Origin of the sequence: Actinomadura geliboluensis, assembly GCF_043197915.1 — a bacterium.
Taxonomy (GTDB): Bacteria; Actinomycetota; Actinomycetes; order Streptosporangiales; family Streptosporangiaceae; genus Spirillospora; species Spirillospora geliboluensis.
In genome coordinates, this window is sequence record NZ_JBICUA010000003.1 from 757,705 (window position 1) to 779,686 (window position 21,982).

A 21,982-nucleotide genomic window follows, 5' to 3' on the forward strand; every position below is an offset into this window, starting at 1 on the left:
GACGCCATGTGCCGGACGAGCAGGCACCCCGTGGGGCGGCCACCCCATTCAGGCAGGCGCCCCGTTCAAGCAGGCACCCCGTTCAAACAGGCACCCCGTTCAAGCAGGCGCCGGGGTGGGACGACGGGCGGCCCGGTCGCAGGCCAACCCGAACAGCGCGCCGAACGTCGCCCAGAACACCAGCTGCGTCCCGAGCGAGGTGATGCGGAACTCCCACAGCAGCGTGGCGGGGAACCCGTCTGGCACCTCGTCCACCCCCGGCAGCAGCAGCGATGCGACGGCCACCGGGACGACGAAGGCGAGCACGGCCGCCGGCCACCGCGCCCACGGCCCGCCGGGCACGCGCCGCGCCGTGGTCACCGCGATCGCGGTCGCGAGCAGCCCGACGCCGATCATCGCCAGGTACAGCAGGGTGCGGCCGTTGATGGTCTCGGGATCGCCCACCGCGGGCGGGTTCGCCGGATACTTCAGGAACGGGACGAGGATGACGGCGGCGAAGCCGGTTCCGGCGGCGGCGAGCGCGAGCCCGCCGTCCGACTCCGGACCGACCCGCCCGCGCAGCCCCGCGTAGACGAGCGCGAACACGCCGCCGACGGCGAGCCCGTACAGCCCGGTGGCGAGGAACAGCCCGGCCTTCTGCGTGCCGCGGCTCACCTCTTCCTCGTGAGCGTGCTCTTGTCCACCGTGCTCGTGAACATGCTCGTGGGCGGCGGCGGCGTTCTCCAGTGCGATCGCCTCGTCGATGCGCGGCTCACCGGCCGCGAAGGCGAAGACGCCCGCGACGAGGCCGGCCAGCAGGCCCAGAAGAAGGCCCCTGACCAGCAGGGTGCGTACCATGCGGCGGCCTAGTGGCAGGGCACGGCGAGCAGGTGCCGGCCGTCGTGCATCAGCTCGTGCAGGTAGCCGCCCGCCTGCGACACGGCGCCGTTGTCCATCAGGACGAGGTAGCCGATCAGCAGCAGCACGGGCACCGCGAGCAGCCACGGAGCGATTCGGGGAAGGGGGATGGTGCGGGCACTGAGCGTGCTCACGGAGCCTCCATGAGGGATCTAGCGCGTCCCGGACAATGAGGTCGCGGCCACCCGAGCGACCTGGCTCCCGGGATCGTCGTCCCGGATACAGTGGCGCGTCCGCACCGGCATCTCACCGGATTTCCCTCGGGCAACCGTGAATCAAGCGAACCGTACGGGCCGCCCGGACCGCTGTCAACAGCCCGGTGTCCGGCCCGTGCGGAGCGGGGGCGGGCCGCCCCGCACGGGCGCGAACCGTCAGGAGGCGGCGCAGGCGGCGCCGTTGAGCGTGAACGCGGACGGCGCGCCGGTGCCGCCGGTGTGGGTGGCCTGGAAGCCGATCCCGACGGATCCTCCGGCGGGGATCGCGGCGTTGTAGGACACGTTCGTCGCGGTCACCGCGCCGCTCGTCGGCTGGTAGGCGGCGCCCCACCCGGAGGTGATCGTCTGCCCGGCGGGGAGCGTGAAGCCGAGCGTCCAGCCGTTGATCGCCGCGGACCCGGTGTTGGTGATGGTGATGCTCGCCACGAGCCCGGTGTTCCACGCGTTCACCGCGTAGGAGACGGCGCAGTCGCCGTCCCCGGGCGGCTCGGTGGTGCCGCCCTGGTCGAGGCCGAAGAACTGGATCGCCCGCTGCGCCATGCCGGACGCCATCAGGTTGTGGCCGACGCCCTGCAGGGAGTACGCCTCGACTTTGTCTCCGTAGCGGGTGCGGGTCCAGCCCTGCTGCGGCTGGTCGGTCGAGGTCGGCGTCGTCGACAGGCCGTGGACGTTCGTCCACTGGTCGATCTCCTCGCCGAAGTTGGGGTAGCGCAGCGTGTCGTCGGCGGTGCCGTGCCACAGCTGCACCCGCGGCCGGGTTCCGGAGTAGCCGGGGTAGGCGGAGCGGGCGATGTCGCCCCATTCCTGCGGCGTCTTGAGGACCGTCCCGTTGGCGCACGCGCTGTTCCAGCCGGAGCCGTCGGCGGTGGCGAAGCAGCCGTCGGGCACCCCCGCGAACGCCGCGCCCGCGGCGAACACGTCCGGGTAGTTCGCCAGCATCACGTTCGTCATCATCGCGCCGGACGACACCCCGGTGACGAACACGCGCGACGCGTCCCCGCCGTACCGCTGGAGCGCGTACCGGACCATCGACATGATCCCGACCGGGTCGCTCCCGCCGTCGCGCCGCAGCGCCTGCGCCGACGACACGTCGAAGCAGCTCCCGCTGCGCGTCGCGGACGGGTAGACCACGACGAACCCGTACTGGTCGGCCAGCCGCGCGAACTCCGTGCCCGAGTACATCGCCGGCCCCGACCCCGTGCACCAGTGGATCGCCAGCAGGACGGGAGGCTTCTCCTGGACGCGGTCGGGGACGTACACGTGCATTCGCAACCCGGTCGGGTTCGTCCCGAAACTGGTGACCTCCGTCAATGCCGTCGCCGAGGCCGGCGGCCCCACGAGCACCGCCGCCGCCGCGACCAACACGCCCATCAGCACACCTAAGAGCCGCAGCAGTAAGACCCGCACCGGTAAGACCCGCACCAGAACCACCCTTTTCCCGATCACAATTCGCAGGTGGAACGTCACTATGCGGCGGCGCGCGCGGAATGGACAAGCGACCTTCCACCGGTTTCACGGGCGGAACCGGGAACGAGGTGACAACACGGCGGGCGGACTGGAAGGCTTTGCGTCCGGGCCGGCGCACTCTCGGGTCAGCGCGGCACAGGACGGCGAGGAGGCGACGGCTGTGACGGTGTCGATGGTGAAGGGCCAGCGGATCTCGCTGGAGAAGCCCGGCGGCGCGCTCAGCATGGTCCGGATGGGCCTGGGCTGGGACGCGGTGAAGAAGAAGGGGTTCTTCGGCTCCCGTGAGCGGGACATCGACCTCGACGCGTCCTGCGTCCTGTTCGCCGACCAGAACCTCGCGGACGTCGTCTACTTCGGCAAGCTCGTCAGCGACGACGGCTCCGTCCGGCACACCGGCGACAACCTGACCGGGGCGGGCGACGGCGACGACGAGTCGGTCATCGTCGACCTGAACCGCCTCCCGGTGCACGTCACCTCGCTGGTGTTCACGGTCAGCTCGTTCAACGGCCAGACGTTCAACGAGGTGGAGAACGCGTTCTGCCGGCTCGTCAACGAGATGGACGGCGGCGAGCTCGCCCGGTACACGCTGACCGGCGGCGGCGCCCACACCGCGATGGTCATGGCCCGCATCTACCGGCACGGCGGAGCCTGGAAGATGAACGCGATCGGCGAGCCCTGCCACGGCCGCACGTTCCAGGACATGCTCCCGGCGATCGCGGCCCACGCCTGACGCCGATGACCGAACTCGCCCGCGGCGCCAACGCGGCACTGACCGCACGGCGGGTGACCGCGACGGTCTCCAGCGCCGTGCCCGTCGACGTCAGCGCCCTGCTCGTCGGCCCCGACCTGCGCGTCCGCTCGGACGCCGACCTGGTGTTCTTCAACGCCCCGCGGGCGCCGGGCGTCCGCTGGTCGGACGCCGGCGGCCAGCGCGTCGACCTCGACCTCGACGCGGTCCCCGCCGAGGTCGCCGCGGTGCTCGTCGCGGTCAGCCTCGCCGGGGGCACGTCGTTCGGGGCGGAGCCGCCGCGGGTGCTGCTGAGCGCCGACGGCGCCGCGGTCGCCGCGTTCACCGTCTCCGGCCTCGGCCCCGAGCAGGCGATCATCGGCCTGGAGGTCTACCGCCGCGCCGGCGGATGGAAGGTGCGCGCCGTGGGCCAGGGCTACGCCGGCGGCCTCGCCGAACTGGTCGCCGCGCACGGCATCGAGGTGGACGACCCGGGGCCCCCGCCGCCCGCAGAGGCACAGTCGGCACAAGCCCAGCAGCCGCCGCCCGTCCAGCCGCAGCCCGTGCGGCCGCCGTCAGCGGCCGCACCGCCGCCGGTACCGCCGCCGGTACCGCCGCCGGTACCGCCGCCGGTACCGCCCCCGGCGCCGCCGCCTCCGCCGCCGCCCGATTCGGAGGTCGACTACCTCGAACGCTGCTGGCTCGTCTGGGAGGACGCGAGCCGCTCGCTGGCCGCGTTCCGGGCCGCGACCGAGCACGCGCTGACCGTCCGCAACGAGGAGATCGCCGGGCGGCGGCCCCGCGGCCGCTTCGACGAGCTGATGGCCACCGCCGACCAGCGGCTGCGCGCCGACGCCGCCCAGCTCCGCGACGAGCTGGCCCGGGTGGAGCCGCACGTCGAGGCGGAGGTCGCGCCGTTCGACGCGCCGTCCTGGCTGACCTGGCGGCCCCGCACCGACCTGGCCGGCGGCGTGCTGCTCGGCCGGCTGTCCACCGCCGAACTGCCGGACCTGCGGATCCCCCTCGTCCTGCGGCTGCCGTGGCGGCGCGCCGTGTGGATCTCCCAGGGCACCATGCCGGGCGACTCCACCGCCTACGCCTGGTCGCTGGCGACCCGGTTCCTCGCGGCGGCCCCGCCGGGGCTCGTCGGGCTGGACGTCGTCGACGCGCCGGGCCTGTCGGGCGCGGGCTGGCTGCAGGGCTTCGACCCGGCCACGTCCGCCCGGCTCCTCGGCGGCGGCGTGGCCGTCGGCACCGGCGCGGCCGAACGCGTCCGCCGCCTGCTCGACCTGGTCGACCTGCGCCGCATCGGCGGCGGCGACGACCTGCCCGGCGGCGGCCCGCCGATCCGGCTGGTGGTGATCCTCGACGCCGGCGCCGCGCTCGACGGCGACGACGCGCACGGGCTGCTGCGCCTGGTGGAGGACGGCCCCTCGGCCGGCGTCCCGGTGCTGCTGGTGGAGACCGACACCCCGGCCGCCGAGTCCGTGCGCGCCGTCCGGCTCCGGCAGGCGTGCAACAACCTCCCGTCCAGCGCGGACGCCATCGCCGACTCGTGGGTCGGCACGGACTGGACGCTCACCCCCGACGTCCTCCCCGACGCCGCCGGCGCGCAGGCCCCCGCCCTGTTCGCGCACATCCTCGGCCTGCACGCCCGCGCCCTCGCGTCCTACGACTGACACGCGCCCCCGGCGGTGACGCCCCCGCTACCCCGGGGGTAGGGCTTCGGCGCTTCCGCGTCTGTTGCCGCCGCGCCGCACCCGTCGCAGCATTTAGTGGCCGTACGACTACTGAATGTAATCGCGAGAGGGTGCGCGCATGGGGGAACGGCCTGGCGGGATCGACGGGCGCGCGGTCGCGGTCGTCGGGGTGGGGTGCCGGCTGCCGGGCGGTATCACCGGCCTGGACGGCCTGTGGGCCGCGCTGGAGCGCGGTGACGACCTGGTCGGGCAGGTGCCGCCGGAGCGGTTCGAGGCCGACCGGTTCGTCGACGAGCGGATGCCCCGGGCGAGCCGCAGCTACACCCGCGCGGGCGGGTTCCTGGCGGGCGACCCGGGCGGTTTCGACGCGGCCTTCTTCGGGATCTCGCCGAAGGAGGCCGCGGCGATGGACCCGCAGCAGCGGCTGCTGCTGGAGACGGCCGTGGAGGCGCTGGACGACGCCGGCATCGACCCGGCGTCCCTCGCCGGGTCCGACACGGGCGTGTTCATCGGGATCTCCGACCCCGCCTACGGCGTGCTGCAGATGCTGGAGCCGTGCGGGATCGGCCCGTACACGATGTCGGGGTCGACGCTGTCGATCGCCTCGAACCGGCTGTCGCAGGTGTTCGACCTGCGCGGCCCCAGCATGAGCATCGACACCGCGTGCTCGTCGTCGCTGCTGGCGGTGGAGCGCGGCTGGCGGACGCTCGTCGAGGGCAGGAGCCGGGTCGTGCTGGCCGGCGGGATGCACCTGCTGCTGAGCCCCGGCTCGTTCGTCGGGTTCAGCCAGGCGTCGATGCTGTCGCCGACCGGCCGGTGCCGGGCGTTCTCCGCGGACGCCGACGGGTTCGTCCGGGCCGAGGGCGGGGGCCTGGTGGTGCTGAAGCGGCTGGCCGACGCGCTCGCCGACGGCGACCGCGTGCACGGGGTGATCGTGGGCGCGGGCACCAACAACGACGGCCGCACGTTCGGCCTGTCGCTGCCCAGCCCGGAGGCGCAGGAGCAGCTGCTGCGGCAGGTGTACACCGAGGCCGGCGTCTCGCCCGACGAGGTCGTGTACGTCGAGGCGCACGGCACCGGGACGCAGGCGGGGGACCCGGCCGAGTGCCTGTCCCTCGGCCGGGCCCTCGGCGCGGAGCGCTCCGGCGGCCCGCTGCCGATCGGGTCGGTGAAGTCGAACATGGGGCACCTGGAGCCGGCGTCCGGCATGCCGGGTCTGTTCAAGGCCATGCTGGTGCTGCGGAACCGGATGGTGCCGCCGACGCTGCACGCCGGCACGCTGAATCCGGCCATCGACTTCGACGGGCTGGGGCTGCGCGTGGCGACGCGGCCGGTGCCGCTGGACGGCGCCGCCGCCCGCCCGGTGGCGGGGGTCAACTCCTTCGGGTTCGGGGGCGCCAACGTCCATGTCGCGCTGACCGTCCCGCCGCCGTCAGAGGAGCCCGGCGAGGAAGCCGGCGGGGAGGGCGGGCCGACCGCGGAGGCGCTGCCGCTGGTGGTGTCGGCGCGGACGCCGACCGCGCTGCGCGAAGCGGTCCGGCAGGCCGCCGGGGCGGTCGCGTCGACCGCCGACCAGGACTTCTACGACCTCGCCTACACCTCCTGCCGTCGTCGCGGCCTCCACCCGCACCGCGCCGCCGTCGTCGCGGACTCGCCCGCCGACGCCGCGCAAGCCCTGACCCATCTGCTGGAGGAGGGCGACGACGGCGATCACCGCGACGGCGAAGCGGCGTTCGGCGAAGCGGCGTTTGGTGAAGCGGCGTTCGGCGAAGCGGCGTTCGGCGAAGCGGTGGAGCACGGCCGCGTCGCGCTGGTGTTCTCGGGCAACGGTGCGCAGTGGGCGGGAATGGCCGCCGACCTGCTCGACGACGAGGTGTTCCGCGAGGCGGTCGAGGTGCTGGACGCCGAGCTGGCGCCGCGGCTGGGCTGGTCGGTCCTGGAGGAACTGGCCGTGCCCGCCGAGCGGTGGTGCCTGGCGGCGACGGAGGTCGCGCAGCCCCTGCTGTTCGCGGTGCAGGCGGGGCTCGCGGAGATGCTGAAGGCGGCGGGCGTGCGGCCGGGCTGCGTGCTGGGGCACAGCGTGGGCGAGGTAGCCGCCGCCTACGTCTCCGGGGCGCTGTCGCCCGCGCAGGCGGCGCGGGTCATCGCCGAGCGGAGCGCGGCGCAGGCGCAGGCGCGGGGCTGGGGACGGATGGCCGCCGTGGGCCTGCCGGAGGACGCGGTCCGGCGGCTGCTGGCCGACCATCCCGGCGTGGAGGTCGCCGCGGTCAACACCGACCGGGACGTCACCGTCGCCGGCCCGGAGGAGGCCCTGGCCGCGCTCGGCGAGGAGATGGCGGCCCGCGACGCCTTCTTCCGGATGCTCGACCTGGAATACCCCTTCCACAGCTCGGCCATGGACCCGATCCGCGACGGCCTGCTGGAGGCGCTGGCCGGGCTGCGGCCGGACCGCACCCGGATCCCGCTGCTGTCCACGGTGACCGGCGGCCTCGTGGACGGACCCGACCTGACCTCGGCGTACTGGTGGCGGAACGTCCGCGAGCCCGTCCGGTTCGCCGCCGCCGTCGAACGGGTGGCGGACGAGGGCTGCGACGTGCTGGTGGAGGTCGGGCCGCATCCGGTGCTGCGGTCCTACCTGCGCCGCGTCACCGGCAAGGCGCGGCCGCGCGCGGCCGTCACCGCGACCCTGCGGCGCGGCGAGCCCGGCCCGTCCCGCATGCGCGCGGCGGTCGCGCACCTGATCGCGTCCGGCGCCCGCCTGGACTGGGACCGCCACTTCCCGCGCCCCGGCCGGGTGCGGCCGCTGCCCGCCTACCCGTGGCAGCGCGAGCGGTACTGGATCGGCGGCCCCGGCACCTGGATCAGCCGGTTCGGCGACCCGGCGATCCAGCATCCGCTGCTGGGCGAGCGGCTGCCGGTGCCGTTCCCCTCGTGGGCGGCCGAACTCGACCCGGGACGGCTCGGCTGGCTGCTGGACCACAGGGCGGGCGGCGCCCCCGTCATGCCAGCCACCGGCTACCTGGAGATGATGGCCGCCGCCGGGCGGCTCGGGCTGCCGGAGGCCGCCGGAACGGTGGAGGTCGACCGGGTCGACATCGTCCGGGCGCTGGTGCTGTCGGCGGCGACCGGTACCGAGCCGACGTGCGCGAGCACCACGCTGTACCCCGAGACCGGTGTGGTCGTCGTGGCCGGCGCCGAGGACCGCACCAGGCAGCCGCGGGAGAACTGCCGGGGACGGGTCCGCCGCATGCTGCGCCCGGCCCCGCCGCCGGTGGACGTGGAGGCGCTGCGCTCCCGCATCAGCGAGCCGGTCGACGTCGCGGACTTCTACGCGCGCGCCGCCAAAGGCCACATGGAGTGGGGCCCGCACTTCCGCGTGCTGACGGGCCTGTGGCGCGCCGGTAGGGAAATCCTCGGCTCCTACTCGTGCGACGCGCAGGAGGACGGCGCCTACCAGGCGCATCCGGTCGTCCTGGACAGCGCGCTCCAGGCCGGAGTGGTGTGGCTGGTGGACGAGATGCTCGCGGGGAAGCACTACATGCCCGCGGCGATCGCCTCGATGCGGCTGTGGGACCGGCCCTCCCCGCAGGGCCTGCTGCACGTCCGGGAACGTTCGAGGTACGAGGACGAGGTCTGCTGGGACATCACCATCACCGACCTCGACGGCAACGTCAGCGCCGAGATCCTCGGCTGCCGGCTGCGCGCCGTCCGGGGCATCGCGACCCGGCTGACCCGCTACGAGACGGTGCTGCGCGCCGCACCCCGACCCGGCGCCGCCGACGACCGGAGCCTCGCGGGCGACCACCCGAGCCTCGCGGTTGACGACCGGAGCCTCGCGGACGGCGGCACCCCCGTGGCGGAGCCGCGGGCGCTCCTCGACGAGGCGGCCCGCACCGCCGACCGGGCCCTTGTGGCGTGGCGCGAGCTCGACTACCCCCGGTTCGCCGAGCAGGCCGAGGAGGCGTTCGCACACGCGGTCGCCCGTGCGCTGCGGGCACCGGGCGGCGACGGTCGCGCCCGCCCGTTCGACCCGCAGGAACTGCTCCGGTCCCATCCCGCGCCGGACCACCGGCGGCTGCTGGAGGCGGCGCTGCCGCTGCTCGAACGGCACGGCCTGCTGGGACGGCTGGGTCCGCGGCAACTCCGCTGGGCGACCCCGCCGGCCGACCTGGACACCCTGCACGAGGAACTCGTCTGGCGCGGGAACGCCTTCGCCGCGCACGCCGCCCTGACGGTGCTCGTCGGCACGCACCTGCCCGAACTGCTCGCCGGGCGCGAGACCGCCGCCGACCTCCTCGCGGGGGGAGGCGCCGACCTGCTGGAGCAGTTCCACCGCACCGGGCCGCTGTGCACGGCAGCGAACCGGGTCGTGCGCGCGGTGGTGGAGGGGATCGTCCGGCGGTGGCCCGCCGACCGGCCGCTGCGCGTCCTGGAGGTCGGCGCCGGGACCGGCGGCACCACCGACGCGCTGCTGCCGGTGCTGCCCGCCGACCGCACCCGCTACACGGCCACCGACGCGGACGAGACCGTCCTCGCCCGGCTGCGGCAGCGGTTCGCCGCGTCCGACCTCGTCGAATGCGCGGCCCTGGACATCGACCGGGCGCCCGCCGGGCAGGACGTGGCCGAGGGCGCGTTCGACCTCGTGGTCGCGGTGAACGTCCTGCACCTGGCCGAGGACGTCACCGCCGCGCTCGACCACGCGCGCACCCTCCTGGCGCCCGGCGGGCTGCTGCTGGCCGCCGAACCGCACCGGCTGGGCGCGCTGCTGCCGGTCTTCGGCCTCCTGCCGGAGTTCTGGCGCTTCGCCGACCGCGACGTGCGTCCCGACTCGCCGCTCCTGCCGCGCGAGCAGTGGTCGGAACTGCTGGTCGACGCGGGGTTCACCGCCATCGACGCCACCGGCGAGGGCGGGGAGTCCGAGCCCGGCGACTTCTCCGTCCTGCTGGCCGCGGCCCCGGAGCCAGCGACCGGGGAGGCCCGTCCCGCGACCCCGGTGCGGTTGCCGCAGGCGGGGGAGGGCGACGCCTGGATCATCGCCGCCGAGGGAGACCAAGGCGTGGCCGACGCCCTTGAGGACGTCCTGCGGGACCGAGGCGCCCAGGTCGCCAGATCCGGCATCGGCACCGACCCCGGAGACTGGGCCCTGAAGGTGCCCGCCGACGCACGCAAGGCCGCCTTCTGCATCCTCCTGGACGACGCCGACGCCCCAGAGAACGACGCCGGAAACGCCGCCGCGCCCCCACCCGACCCGGCCGCGGAGGTGGAGCGGATCACCCAGCGGATCGCGGCACTCCGCGCCGTCGCGCTGGCCTGCGAGCAACTGCCCCATGACCTGGAGGTCTCCCTGTGGCTCGCCGCCCGCCCCTCCGGTGCCCTACCGGAGACGGGCGGGCCGGGGGCGGCCGAGCCGGAAGCCGGGACGCATCCGCAGGACGCCGCCGTCTGGGGCGCCGCGCGCTCGCTCGGCAACGAGCATCCGAACCTGCGGGTCCGGCGCGTCTGCCTCAGCCCGACCGGCGACCCCGCCCTGGACGCCGAGCGCCTGGCGGCGGAGATGCTCGCGCCGGACGACGAGGAGGAGATCCTCCTGACCCGCCGCGGCCGCTTCGTCCCGCGGCTCCGGGAGGCGCCGGCCGCCACCGTCCCGTCCACCGGAATCGGGGAGGGCTGCGAACTCGCGGTCCGCGACCCCGGGCGGACGTTCACCCTGGACTGGCGGCAGAAACGCAAGGCCGAGCCCCGCGCCGGCGAGGTCGCCATCGAGGTCCGCGCGGCCGGGCTCAACTACCGCGACGTGATGCGCACGGCGGGCCTGCTGCCGGTGGAGGCCATCGAGGCGGTGCACGGATGGCACGAACTCGGGCTGGAGTGCGCCGGGGTCGTCAGCGCCGTCGGCGCCGGTGTCACCGACCTGGCGCCGGGCGACCGGGTGCTGACCGCCGGCCCCGTCGGCATCGGCGACCACGCCGTCGTCCCCGCCTGGATGGCGATGCCCGTCCCCGATGGGCTGACCTTCACCCAGGCGGCCACCCTGCCGATGGCGTTCGTGACGGCGACGCACTCGCTCATCCACTGCGCCCGCGTGCGGACCGGCGAGACCGTCCTGGTGCACGGCGGCGCCGGCGGCGTCGGACTGGCCGCGCTCCAGGTCGCCCGCGCCTGCGGGGCCCGCGTGATCGCCACGGCCGGCTCGCCCGCCAAGCGCGACCTGCTGCGCGCGCTGGGCGCCGAGCACGTCCTGGACTCGCGGAGCCTCCGCTTCGCGGACCGGGTCATGGAGCTGACGGAGGGGCGCGGCGTGGACGTGGTCCTCAACTCCCTTGCAGGGGAGGCGATCACCCGCGGCCTGGAGGTGCTGCGGCACGGCGGCCGGTTCATCGAGCTGGGCAAGCGCGACATCTTCGAGAACAAGCCGCTGCTGCTGCGGCCGTTCGGCGACAACATCTCGATGTTCGGGGTGGACGTCGGCACCCTGCAGTGGAAGGACCCCGAGCGCGCGGCCCGGGAGATCACCGCCTGCTACCCCCTGGTGCGGACGGGCGGCGTCACCGCGCTGCCGCACACGGTCTTCCCCGCCGCCCGGGTGGACGAGGCGTTCGCGCTGATGGGCTCGTCCCGCCACATCGGGAAGATCGTCGTCTCGTTCGCCGAGCACGACGAGCCGTTCCGCGTGCGGCCCCGGCGGACGGTGCCGGTCCTGGACCCCGAGGGCACCTACCTGGTCACCGGCGGGCTGACCGGGTTCGGCGCCGCGACCGCCCGCTGGCTGGCCCGGCGCGGCGCCCGCCACCTGGCCCTCGTCGGCCGGCGGGGCACCGAGACGCCCGAGGCGCCGGGCCTGCTCGCCGACCTGCGCGCCCTGGGCGCCGACGCCCGCGCCTACGCGGCGGACGCCGCCGACCGCGCCGCCATGGAGCGGATCCTGCGCGACATGGACGCCGACGGCCGCCCGCTGCGCGGCGTCGTCCACGCGGCGATGCACCTGGACGACGCGCCGCTCGCCGAACTGCCCGACGACCGGGTCCGCGCCGTCCTGCACCCGAAGGTCGCCGGGGCCCTGGTGCTGGACGACCTCACCCGCCACCGCGACCTGGACATGTTCGTCATGTACTCCTCCGTCTCCGCGCTCGGCAACATCGGCCAGTCGGCGTACGCGGCGGCCAACCTGTACCTGGAGGCGCTGGCCCGCCTCCGCCGCCGGCGCGGCGGGACCGCGCTCACGGTGGCGCTGGGGGCGCTCAGCGAGACCGGCGTGCTGGCCCGCGACGCCCAGGGCGTGACGCTGGCGGCGGTGTTCGGCGGCGAGGCGACGCGCCCGGCGGAGGCGCTCGCCGCCATCGAGGACATGCTGGCCGAGCAGGCCGACGTGGCGATGGTGGGCCGGTGCGACTGGGGCCGGCTCAGCCAGGTCATGCCCGGCCTGCGGCGGCCGATGACGGCGTCGCTGCTGCCCGCCGGCCTGGACGAGGAGGGCACCGACCGGACGCGGGTGCTGGAGGCGCTCGCCGCGATGGACCGCGAGCAGGCCCTCGCCTTCCTCGTCGCCGAGATCAGGCAGGTGCTCTCGGAGGTGCTGCTGCTCCCGGCCGACCAGATCGCCGTCGACCGCCGGCTGGACGAGTACGGGATGGACTCCCTGATGGGCGGCGAACTGATGGCCTCCGTGCGGACCCGGTACGGCATCGACATCCCGCCCCTGGAACTGCTGCGCAGCGGCGGAACCATCGCCGACATCGCCCAGATCGTCCTGGTCCGCCTGGGGCTGTCGGCGACCGAGGCCGCGGCGCCCCCACCTCCCTCACCGCCCCGCCCCCGACCACCGGAGCCGGACCCGGCCTCGGACAAGGCCCCGGACAAGGCCCCGGACAAGGCCCCGGACAAGGCCCCGGACAAGGCCCAGGACACGCTGGCGGCGGCGCAGACGGGCGGGACGGAATGACCGTCGAGGGCGCGCCGTTCACCCGGCTGGCGGCGGTGGCCGCGCACCTGCCGGAGACCACGCTGACCACCGCGGAGCTGGAGGCCCGGCTCGCCGAGCGCAACCCGGGCCTGGACGTCCCGCGCGGCCTGATCCTCAAGGCCAGCGGGGTGCGGCGCAGGCACGTCGCCGCGCCGGAGGACGGGCCGTCCGACCTGGCCGCCGCGGCCTGCCGCAAACTCCTGGACGGCGCCGGCGTCGCCGCCGCCGACGTCGACCTGCTGATCTACGCGGGAGTGTCGGCCGACGTCGTCGAGCCCGCGACCGCGCACCTCGTCGCGGCACGGCTCGGCGCCCAGTGCCCCGTCTTCGACGTGCGCAACGCCTGCAACGGCGTGCTGACCGCCATCGAGCTGGCCGACGCGCTGATCATCGGCGGCCGGTACCGGCGCGTGCTCGTCTGCTGCGGCGAGCTGCCCAGCGCCATCACCCCGTGGCGCGTCGGCGGCGTCGAGGAGTTCTACGCCGTCGCGGCCGGCTACACCGTCAGCGACGTCGGCGCCGCCCTGCTGCTGGAGGCGGGGTCCGCCCCCGGCGTGCTGGCGCACCGCTCCGCCGCCCACTCCGCCGCGTGGGAGGGCGCGGTCGTCCGCGTGCTGGACGCCTCCAGCGATCCGGCGACCCCGGCGCCGCACTACGGCCCGCTCCTGGTCGACGCCCGCGCCCTGCTGCGGGGCTTCGAGAGCATCGACCCCGCCCTCTTCCGCAAGCCGCTCACCGACCTCGGCCTGACCTGGGACGACTGCGCGGCCGTCTGCGTCCACCAGGCGTCGCTGCCCATGCTGTGGAAGTTCTGCGACCACGCCGGGATCCCGCCGGGCAAGGTCGTCGTCACGATCGTCCAGCACGGCAACATGGTCGCCGCCACCCTGCCGGTGCAGCTGGCCATCGCGGTGGAGACCGGCCGCGTGCGGCGCGGCGACCTCGTCGCCCTCGTCGGCCTGGCCAGCGGGGTCAGTGCCGGAATCGTCCTGGCCCGGTGGTGATCATGATCCAGGAGCGGTCCCCGGCCGTCAGCCCCCTGTACCTGCGCGCCGGATGGTGGCGCCACCGGCGGCCGGACGCGGTCGCCTGCCGCTGCCCCGACGGCGAGGCGACGACGTTCGCGCAGCTGTCGGAACTGGTCGCCGAGACCGCGGCGGCGCTGGCCCGCGCCGGGGTGTGCGAGGGCACGCGCACGGCCGTGATGGTGCCGCCGGGGCCGCAGTTGTGGGCGGCCGTCCTGGCGCTGGCCCGCCTGCGAGCCGTCCCGGTCCTGGTGGACCCGGGCCTGCCGTTCGGTGAGATCCGCCGGTGCCTGCGGCGGGCCCGGCCGGAGGCGTACATCGGGATACCGCGCGCGCAGGCCGCCCGCCTGCTGCTGGGCTGGGCCAGAAGCGCGCGCGTCGTGGTGACCGTCGGCCCGAGGTGGCTGTCCTGGGGAGCCCGCATGGACGCCCTGCGCGACGCCGCGTCCGGCGACCCGCGGCAGTGGCCGGAGCCGAAGGTGGACGACGTCGCGCTGATCGGCTACACCTCCGGCTCGACCGGGCCGCCCAAGGGGGTGCCGCTGCGGCACCGGCAACTGGCCGCGCAGTTGGACGCGCTCGCGGCGCTGGACGTCGTGTCGCCCGGCTCGGTGATGCTGTCGGCGTTCGCGCCGTTCGCCCTGGCCGCGACGGCGTTCGGCGCCGCCGCGCTCGTCCCGGACACCGACCCGCGGCATCCTGGCCGGGCCGACCCGGCCGCCCTGAGCACCGCCATCCTGCGCCACGGGGTGACCGCGATGTTCGCACCGCCCGCGCTGCTGGACCGGCTGGCCCGCCACTGCCTCGACCGCGGCATCATCTTGGAGCCGCTGCGGCACGTGCTGGCCGCCGGCGCACCGCTGCCCGCCGGAACCCGCGAGCGGATGCGCGCGGTGATCCGCGACCGGGCGCGGCTGCTGTCGGTGTACGGGGCCACCGAGTGCCTGCCGGTCGCGGCGATCGAGAGCCGCGAGCACGCCCGCACCGACGCGGCCACCGCCGCCGGGAAGGGGACCTGCCTTGGCGAGCCGCTGCCCGGCGTCCGGGTCCGCGTCATCCCCGTCACCGACGGCCCGATCCGCCGCTGGAGCGAGAACCTGCCCGTGCCGGCCGGCGCCCTCGGAGAGATCGCCGTGTCGGCCCCCATGGTCGCCGACCCCTACCTGGACGACCCGGCCGCGACCGCCCTGGCCCGCATCCCCGACGGCGGCTGCGACTGGCACCGCACGGGCGACCTCGGCCGGATCGACGCCGAGGGCCGGCTGTGGTTCGCGGGCCGCAAGTCCGAACGGGTCCGGACCGGCCGCGGGGACCTGTGCACCGAGCAGGTCGAACCGCTCTTCGCCGACGTCCCCGGCCTGCGGCGGGCCGCGCTGGTCGGCGTCGGCCCCGAGGGGGCGCAGCGGCCGGTGCTGGTCGTCGAACCGGTGCCCGGACTCGGCCGCCGCGAGCGCCCCGGCCTCATCGCCGCGGTGCTGGACGCGGCGGGGGAGCGGGCACTGGCCGCCGGGATCCACGACGTCCTGGTGCGCCGTGACCTGCCCGTGGACGCCCGCCACCAGAGCAAGATCCGCCGCCATGAGCTGGCCCGCTGGGCCGCCCGCAAGCTGGACGGGCGCGGCCGGTGAAGGTCCTGGTCACCGGGGGCGGCGGGTTCCTGGGCGCGGCGGTCTGCCGGCGGCTCGCGGTGCGCGGCGACACCGTCCACGCCCTGCAGCGCCGCCGTTCGCGCGAGCTGGACGACCTCGGCGTCGTCCAGCACCTGGCCGACATCCGCGACCGGGACGCGGTCCTGGCCGCCGCCGACTGGTGCGACGCGGTCGTGCACTGCGCCGCCAAGGCCGGGGTGGGCGGGCGCCGCCGCGAGTACGAGCAGATCAACGTGGACGGGACCCGGCACGTCCTGGCCGCGTGCGCGCGCGTGGGCGCCCGCCTCGTCTACACGTCCTCGCCCAGCGTGGTGCACGACGGACACGACCTGGAGGGCGCGGACGAGTCGCTGCCCTACGCCCGCCGCTTCCCGGCGCACTACCCGCGCACCAAGGCCGCCGCCGAGGGACTCGTCCTGGGCGCCGCCGGCCGGGGGATCCCCGCCGCCGCGCTGCGCCCGCACCTCATCTGGGGGCCGGGCGACCCGCACTTCCTCCCGGGCCTGGCCGCGGCGGGCTCCCGCCTGCGCCTGATCGGAGCGGGAGACAAGACCATCGACACCGTCTACATCGACAACGCCGCCGACGCCCACGTCCTCGCCCTGGACACGCTCGCCCCCGACTCGCCCGTCAACGGCCGCGCCTACTTCATCACCCAGGACGAACCGGCACCCTTCGGGCAATGGATCAACGGGCTTCTCGCGGCCGCGGGGCTCCCGCCGGTCACCCGCCGCGTGCCGGTCGCACCGGCGATGCTGGCGGCCGCCGCGCTGGAACTGCTCTTCGCCCTGCCCGGAGTGCGCGCCGCACCGCCGCTGACCCGGTTCCTGGTCGACCAGGCGTCCACGGCGCACTGGTTCGACATCTCCGCGGCCCGCCGCGACCTCGGCTACACCCCTTCCGTCAGCACCGCGCAGGGATTGGCGCGCCTCGCCGATCACCTGGCCGAGCATCCCCTGGGAGCAGTCAGGTGAGCTTCTTCCCCGGCTACCGGTTCGACTCGCACTGGTTCACCCATCCCGGCGCGAACGGCCTCGACCAGCACTACGTGGACGAGGGCGACGGCCCGCCGGTGCTGTTCGTCCACGGGAACCCCACCTGGAGCTACATGTGGCGCCGCCCCGTGCTGGCGCTGCGCGACCGGTTCCGGTGCATCGCGCCCGACCACATCGGCATGGGCCTGTCCGACAAGCCCGTCGGCGACCGCTACGCCCACACCCTCGCGGCCCGCATCGACGACCTCGACGCCCTCACCACCCACCTCATCACCGCCCGCGGCGCCCCCACGACCGGCTGGACGCTGGTGATGCACGACTGGGGCGGTCCGATCGGCATGGGCTGGGCCGGGCGGCACCCCGGACGGGTGTCCCGGCTGGTCGTCCTCAACACGGCCGCCTTCCCCAACCCGCACGGCGCCCGGGTGCGCCCCTCACTCCGGGTCCCGTTCCGGGTGCTGCGCGGCGACCGCCTCGGCACACGCATCTTCCAGCGGCACAACGCGTTCGTCCGGCTGGCGACCCTCCCGCCCTGCGGCGTGCGCAGGCCGCTCCCGCGCGCCGTCCGGGCCGCCTACCTGGCGCCCTCCGACCAGCCGGGCGGACGCCTGGCGATCCAGCGCTTCGTCCAGGACATCCCGCTGGGGCCCCGCGACCCGTCCTGGCCGCTGCTGTGCGGGATCGGCGACTCCCTGGGCCGGTTCGCCGACCTCCCGGCGCTGATCGCCTGGGGACGCCACGACCCGGTCTTCGACCCGGCGTTCCTGCACGAATGGCGGGCCCGCCTGCCCGGCGCCCGCGTCCGCCTCTACCCGCACGCCGGCCATCTCGTCGTGGAGGACGCCGGCGACGACCTGCTGATCGCGCTGCGCCGGTTCATGCTCGAATGACCGGCGGTGTCCAGGCGAAGCCCCAGGCCGCGCCGACGATCGCCATCAGCGACCCGAGCAGCAGACCGCCCAGGTTCGACAGCACGAACGCGACCAGCGCGGCCATCACCACCAGCACCGCGATGACGTCGCGCGGACCGCCCCAGCACAGCCCCGCGCCCATCGCGATCAGGAACACCCCCACGAGGAAGCCCGCGTACCCGCCCACACCGCTGTTCACCACCAGCCCCACGCCCGCAACCGGCACCAGCGGGATCTCCACCCCGGCCGCCGCCACCAGGCAGCTCGCCCCGAACGGCCGCGCCCGCCGCCACTGCGTCAGATACCGCCACTGCGTCAGACGCCCCCACCGCGTCAGAAGCATGTCGGGACGTCCCGCCCGATGGCGACCTTCAGCCCCGTCACCTGGAACGTCCCGCCGGCCACCATCCAGGAGTCGACCTTCACATGCTCCACCGTGAACCCCAGGGCCCCGATGCCGTAGTCACCGGCACGACCGTCGGCTCCCAGCGTCCGCGTGTCCTTGTTGAGCACCAGGGAGCCGAAGTCGACGTCGGCGTCGATGCTCCGGGCCGAGATGGTCAGCCCCCGCACCTGCGACGGCCGCGCGGGATCCCGCGTGCTCAGCCGAACGACGTAGCGCCCGAGCGGGGTGTCCACGACCGAGGACTGGCACAGCCCGTAGACGGCGGCTGAGCGCATCGTCAGCGACAGCACCTGGTGCCGTTCGCCGTCCGCCGAGCGCACCACGACCGGATACAGCCCGAACCCCTGCCCGGACAGCCGGTCCGCGGAGACCTGCATCCGCCGCCCCGACAGTGCGAACGACACCGGCACCGTCCCCTGCGCCATCCCCACGCCGAGCACGCCCAACGCGCCCAGCGAGGGGACCAGCATCAGGACGAACCGGCGCCACCTGACATCTCCCATCGAGGCACCGCCCTCCTCGCGCCGGGTAGCAACTTACAACACTGAGCAATCAATCGACAACTAACAGTAATCGCCGGTGTGCTTCCTCAAAGGACAGGCGCTTTATCGGGACTTGTCTCGCCCTTTGCAGAACGTGCCCTCAAACTTGCATACGGTGACGGGATGGCGAACGCCATCCAGCGGCAGCGGATCGTCGACGTGGCGACCCGCCTGTTCAGCGAACTCGGCTACGACGGCACATCCGTCCGGCTCATCGCGGACGCCATGGGGACCGACCCCGGGGCGATCGTCGAGGCCGTCGGCGACAAGCGCGCGCTCTACCTGGAGGTGATGGACCAGGCGTTCGAGTCCGAACGGGCCATGCTCGAAGCGGTCGTGTCGCAGGCCGAACCCGGCCGCGCCGCCGTCCACCAGATCGTGGACGCCTACCTCGACCTCCATGTGGCGCACCCGAACCGATCCCTGTGGGCGCACCGCTGGGTCGACGACGCCGCCGACATCACCGAACTGGAGGACCGCTACGCCCGGCCGCTGCTGCACCTGGCCGCCCGTAAGATCCGCGACGCGGTACCGCCGGACGTCAACCCCTACTACCTGCTCGGCACGATGATCTGGTGCGTCCACGGATTCTTGGGCTCGGGCGTCCTGGGCCCCTCCGTGGGCATGCGCCGATCCGACGACCCAGAGACCGTGGCCTCGTTCCGCCAGCACCTCCACGTCCTGATGGACCGCTTGCTGGCGCCCCAGTAGCCGCGCAGGGGACACCTAGCGGCAACCTCCGCACCCTTCAATGATCTTGCACCGCCCAAACCGATTATTGAAGGAACAAAAGTGAAGACCCCCTCAGCCCTAACAGCGACCGCCGCCGCGCTCCTTACCCTGAGCACCCCCGCCGCAGCGACAACGACAACGACAGCGCCCCAACACCGCCACTCCTTCTTCGGCGAACGCCTGCCGCTCAGCGCGGCACCGGTGAACACCACCATCGCGCCGGGAGTGACGCTGACCTCACTCTCCCTGGGCGCCAAGGACGCCGACGACTACTGGACGGTCCACGTATACCTACCGCCCACGACCGACGGGCCACTCGACAAGGCGAACACCGCCCTGGGCCCCAAACCGATCGCCGACCGAGTCGCCGCCGCGCTCCGCGAGAAGAACTTCGAGCCACGCCTGGAACGGGTCTCCACGCCCGCGTACGCGGACCGCCCCGCAGGCCCCCTCGGCTGGACCGTCCGGGTCGGCCGGTATGAGACTCCCGCCGAAGCCTCCAGCGCGCTCTCCACGATCAAGAAGACCGGCTTCGCCGGCGGCACCCGCTACACAGCCCAAGACGGCACCGACCCAGGCGCCCCACAGAAAGTCCACATCCTCCGCGTCGACTTCCGCGACTTCCAAGGCACGGTCGGCCCCGACCACGGCCCGACCCTGAACGGCACGGAGAAGCTGACCGACCTGGCCGCGGGCGCGATCGCCGGCATCAACGGGCAGTGGTTCTACAACAGCGCCCCTGGCGGCATGTACGTCAAGCACGGAAAACTCCTGGGCTCGGCCACCCAGGGCAGGGGCGGAGTCAAGATCACCCAGGGCGGCCGCCGCGTCGACGTGGACGCCTACACGGCCCGCGTGACCCTCCGGACCGGCCGGGCCACCGCCGAGATCGACGGCGTGAACCGCCTGCCGGGCGAGATCTGGAACTGCGGCGGCGTGGGCGGCGACCAGCCGACCGAAAAGCCACAGCACGACCTGAAGTGCACCGACGACAGCGAACTGGTGCTGTTCACCTCCGAATGGGGCACCCCACCCACCGGCACGGGCGCAGAAGCAGTCTTGGACGCCCGCAACAAGGTGACGGCAGTGAACACCTCCCGCGGCGCCCACGTTCCCACCGGGGGCTCCACCATCCAGGCCACCGGCCAGAGCGCAGCCTGGCTGCGCACCCACGTGAAGCCCGGCGACCGCCTGCACCTGAGCGAACGCGTCGAGGACAGCAAGGGCCGCCGCGTGCCGCTGACCCCCGACACGACGATCCTCCAGGTCGGCCCAACCCTCGTCCGGGACGGCAGGATCTCGGTGAACGCCGCCGCCGACGGCCTGATCCGCGAGGGCACCGACCAGACCTTCACCTACAACTGGACCGTCCGGAGCAACCCCCGCTCAATGATCGGCATGGACCGCCAGGGCCGCCTCATGCTGGTGGTCGTAGACGGCCGCCAGGACGGCTACAGCGAAGGACTGGGCATTGCCCAGACAGCCGAGCTCATGAAGCTCCTGGGCGCACGCGAGGCCCTCAACCTGGACGGCGGCGGCTCCAGCGTCATGGTGACCCGCGACGGCATAGTGAACCGCCCGTCCGACGCAACGGGCCAACGCTCCCTGGGCAACGCACTCCTGGTCCGCCCGTAACAAGTGGAACAGTGCTGCCGTGACCTACATAGACGAGGTAGCCGCACTAGTACGCGACTGCCTTCCCCCAGAGGCCCGTCCCCCCGAGGACGCGGCAGCACTCTTCCGCATCTACGCGGTCCTGACCCGCGCCAAGGGCAAAGCCACAACAGCCGAAGACGTCCACGACGCCTGGTCAGCCTGGATGCTCACGGTAGACCCGACCCACCCAGCCCTACTCCCGTTCAACGCCCTGCCCCAAGCAACACAAGCCCAGGACAAGCCCTACCTAGAAGCAATCCACAATGCCGCCAGCAAACTAGCCCCCCACCACCCCTGAACCAGCAACTACGTCGAACACCCGGCCCACAAGGAGCCAAGGGGCGAAGCCCTTAAGCAGAAACCCCACACCAAGCGTCACGACCTGAAGCCCTTGAGCCACGCGGGGGCAAGGGGCGGAGCCCCAAAAAAACAGACCGCGCCAAGCGGCACGAGCTGAACACCTGAGCCACGAGGGGCCGAGGGGCGAAGCCCCAAACCCCGCGCCAAGCGTCACAGGCCGAAGATCTGAGCCACGAGGGGCCATGGGGCGAAGCCCAAACCCCGCGCAAGTCGCCACCACCCCAAAGAACCTGAACCAGAAGGGGGCAAGGGGCGGGAGCCCCAAAAAAACAGACCCCCGCGCCACCCGGCACAGAAAGAAAGACCTGAGCCGGGAGGGGGGCGTGGGGGGGCGGAGCCCCCCACATCGGGGGTCCGGGGGTCGCCCCCCGGGAAAAATGACGAAGGAGTGGCGGCGAGGAGCCCCTCAAGGGCTCCGAGCACACCACTCCCACTCCGACGTGGGCGATACTGGGATTGAACCAGTGGCCTCTACCGTGTCAAGGTAGCGCTCTCCCACTGAGCTAATCGCCCTTGTGCGTGCTGCGAGGTGGAGACGGGATTTGAACCCGTGTACACGGCTTTGCAGGCCGTTGCCTCGCCTCTCGGCCACTCCACCAGAGCGAGACCTGATGGGGCCTCTCAGAGCGGACGACGGGATTCGAACCCGCGACCCTCACCTTGGCAAGGTGATGCTCTACCAACTGAGCCACGTCCGCGTGTCGGTCCGGGGGTCGCCCCCCGGGCTCGCATGGACAACT

Annotated in this window: 15 protein-coding genes and 3 tRNA genes; 10 read left to right on the forward strand and 8 right to left on the reverse strand. The window is 74.0% G+C overall.

What is annotated here, in order from left to right; genetic code table 11:
* Window positions 1-99: 99 nt before the first annotated feature.
* From ACGFI1_RS13695 to ACGFI1_RS13705, 3 genes are all read right to left on the reverse strand, one after another.
* On the reverse strand, window positions 100-837 hold the full coding sequence (locus ACGFI1_RS13695; RefSeq protein WP_392785376.1) for a CbtA family protein: 738 nt from the start codon (window positions 835-837) through the stop codon (window positions 100-102).
* 8 nt (window positions 838-845) lie between these two features.
* Window positions 846-1,031 carry a CbtB domain-containing protein gene (locus ACGFI1_RS13700; protein WP_138639530.1) on the reverse strand — a complete coding sequence of 62 codons (186 nt, stop codon included), beginning with the start codon at window positions 1,029-1,031 and terminating at the stop codon, window positions 846-848.
* A gap of 237 nt (window positions 1,032-1,268) precedes the next feature.
* Window positions 1,269-2,483, reverse strand: coding sequence for an extracellular catalytic domain type 1 short-chain-length polyhydroxyalkanoate depolymerase (locus tag ACGFI1_RS13705; RefSeq protein WP_392785378.1), 1,215 nt, complete (start codon window positions 2,481-2,483; stop codon window positions 1,269-1,271).
* 256 nt (window positions 2,484-2,739) lie between these two features.
* On the opposite strand from ACGFI1_RS13705, the gene ACGFI1_RS13710 reads away from it, so the two are divergent.
* From ACGFI1_RS13710 to ACGFI1_RS13740, 7 genes are all read left to right on the forward strand, one after another.
* Window positions 2,740-3,309 carry a TerD family protein gene (locus tag ACGFI1_RS13710; protein WP_138639529.1) on the forward strand — a complete coding sequence of 190 codons (570 nt, stop codon included), beginning with the start codon at window positions 2,740-2,742 and terminating at the stop codon, window positions 3,307-3,309.
* A gap of 5 nt (window positions 3,310-3,314) precedes the next feature.
* Window positions 3,315-4,985 carry a TerD family protein gene (locus tag ACGFI1_RS13715; RefSeq protein ID WP_392785380.1) on the forward strand — a complete coding sequence of 557 codons (1,671 nt, stop codon included), beginning with the start codon at window positions 3,315-3,317 and terminating at the stop codon, window positions 4,983-4,985.
* Window positions 4,986-5,124: 139 nt separating this feature from the next.
* On the forward strand, window positions 5,125-12,945 hold the full coding sequence (locus tag ACGFI1_RS13720; RefSeq protein WP_392785382.1) for an SDR family NAD(P)-dependent oxidoreductase: 7,821 nt from the start codon (window positions 5,125-5,127) through the stop codon (window positions 12,943-12,945).
* On the forward strand, window positions 12,942-13,970 hold the full coding sequence (locus tag ACGFI1_RS13725) for a 3-oxoacyl-ACP synthase III family protein (protein ID WP_392785384.1): 1,029 nt from the start codon (window positions 12,942-12,944) through the stop codon (window positions 13,968-13,970). Before ACGFI1_RS13720 ends, ACGFI1_RS13725 begins: the two co-directional genes overlap by 4 nt.
* Window positions 13,971-13,972: 2 nt before the next feature.
* Window positions 13,973-15,619: a fatty acid CoA ligase family protein gene (locus ACGFI1_RS13730; protein WP_392785386.1), complete on the forward strand. Its 1,647-nt coding sequence runs from the start codon at window positions 13,973-13,975 to the stop codon at window positions 15,617-15,619.
* On the forward strand, window positions 15,616-16,614 hold the full coding sequence (locus ACGFI1_RS13735) for an NAD-dependent epimerase/dehydratase family protein (protein ID WP_392785388.1): 999 nt from the start codon (window positions 15,616-15,618) through the stop codon (window positions 16,612-16,614). Before ACGFI1_RS13730 ends, ACGFI1_RS13735 begins: the two co-directional genes overlap by 4 nt.
* Window positions 16,611-17,525, forward strand: a complete 915-nt coding sequence (locus ACGFI1_RS13740) for an alpha/beta fold hydrolase (protein ID WP_392785390.1) — start codon at window positions 16,611-16,613, stop codon at window positions 17,523-17,525. Before ACGFI1_RS13735 ends, ACGFI1_RS13740 begins: the two co-directional genes overlap by 4 nt.
* Here the strand turns inward: ACGFI1_RS13740 and ACGFI1_RS13745 are convergent.
* Complete coding sequence (locus ACGFI1_RS13745) at window positions 17,512-17,889, reverse strand: DUF6114 domain-containing protein (protein WP_392785392.1); 378 nt, start codon at window positions 17,887-17,889, stop codon at window positions 17,512-17,514. The two genes, ACGFI1_RS13740 and ACGFI1_RS13745, sit on opposite strands and share 14 nt — an antisense overlap.
* Window positions 17,880-18,455 carry a DUF6230 family protein gene (locus ACGFI1_RS13750; protein ID WP_392785394.1) on the reverse strand — a complete coding sequence of 192 codons (576 nt, stop codon included), beginning with the start codon at window positions 18,453-18,455 and terminating at the stop codon, window positions 17,880-17,882. The genes ACGFI1_RS13745 and ACGFI1_RS13750 overlap by 10 nt, the downstream gene beginning before the upstream one ends.
* A 162-nt stretch (window positions 18,456-18,617) precedes the next feature.
* Between ACGFI1_RS13750 and ACGFI1_RS13755 the strand changes: the two genes are divergently transcribed.
* The 3 genes from ACGFI1_RS13755 (at window position 18,618) to ACGFI1_RS44365 (ending at window position 21,180) form a co-directional block, all read left to right on the forward strand.
* Entirely contained in the window at window positions 18,618-19,205 is a 588-nt protein-coding gene (locus ACGFI1_RS13755; RefSeq protein ID WP_392785396.1) for a TetR/AcrR family transcriptional regulator, read from the forward strand.
* 222 nt (window positions 19,206-19,427) lie between these two features.
* Window positions 19,428-20,861, forward strand: a complete 1,434-nt coding sequence (locus tag ACGFI1_RS13760) for a phosphodiester glycosidase family protein (RefSeq protein ID WP_392785398.1) — start codon at window positions 19,428-19,430, stop codon at window positions 20,859-20,861.
* 19 nt (window positions 20,862-20,880) lie between these two features.
* Complete coding sequence (locus tag ACGFI1_RS44365; RefSeq protein ID WP_449202183.1) at window positions 20,881-21,180, forward strand: DUF7701 domain-containing protein; 300 nt, start codon at window positions 20,881-20,883, stop codon at window positions 21,178-21,180.
* Window positions 21,181-21,683: 503 nt separating this feature from the next.
* Here ACGFI1_RS44365 and ACGFI1_RS13765 read toward each other — a convergent pair.
* From ACGFI1_RS13765 to ACGFI1_RS13775, 3 genes are all read right to left on the reverse strand, one after another.
* Window positions 21,684-21,755: transfer RNA gene (locus ACGFI1_RS13765), tRNA-Val, on the reverse strand.
* Between the two features lie 14 nt (window positions 21,756-21,769).
* A tRNA-Cys gene (locus ACGFI1_RS13770) sits at window positions 21,770-21,840 on the reverse strand.
* Between the two features lie 27 nt (window positions 21,841-21,867).
* Window positions 21,868-21,940, reverse strand: a tRNA-Gly gene (locus tag ACGFI1_RS13775).
* Window positions 21,941-21,982 lie beyond the last annotated feature (42 nt).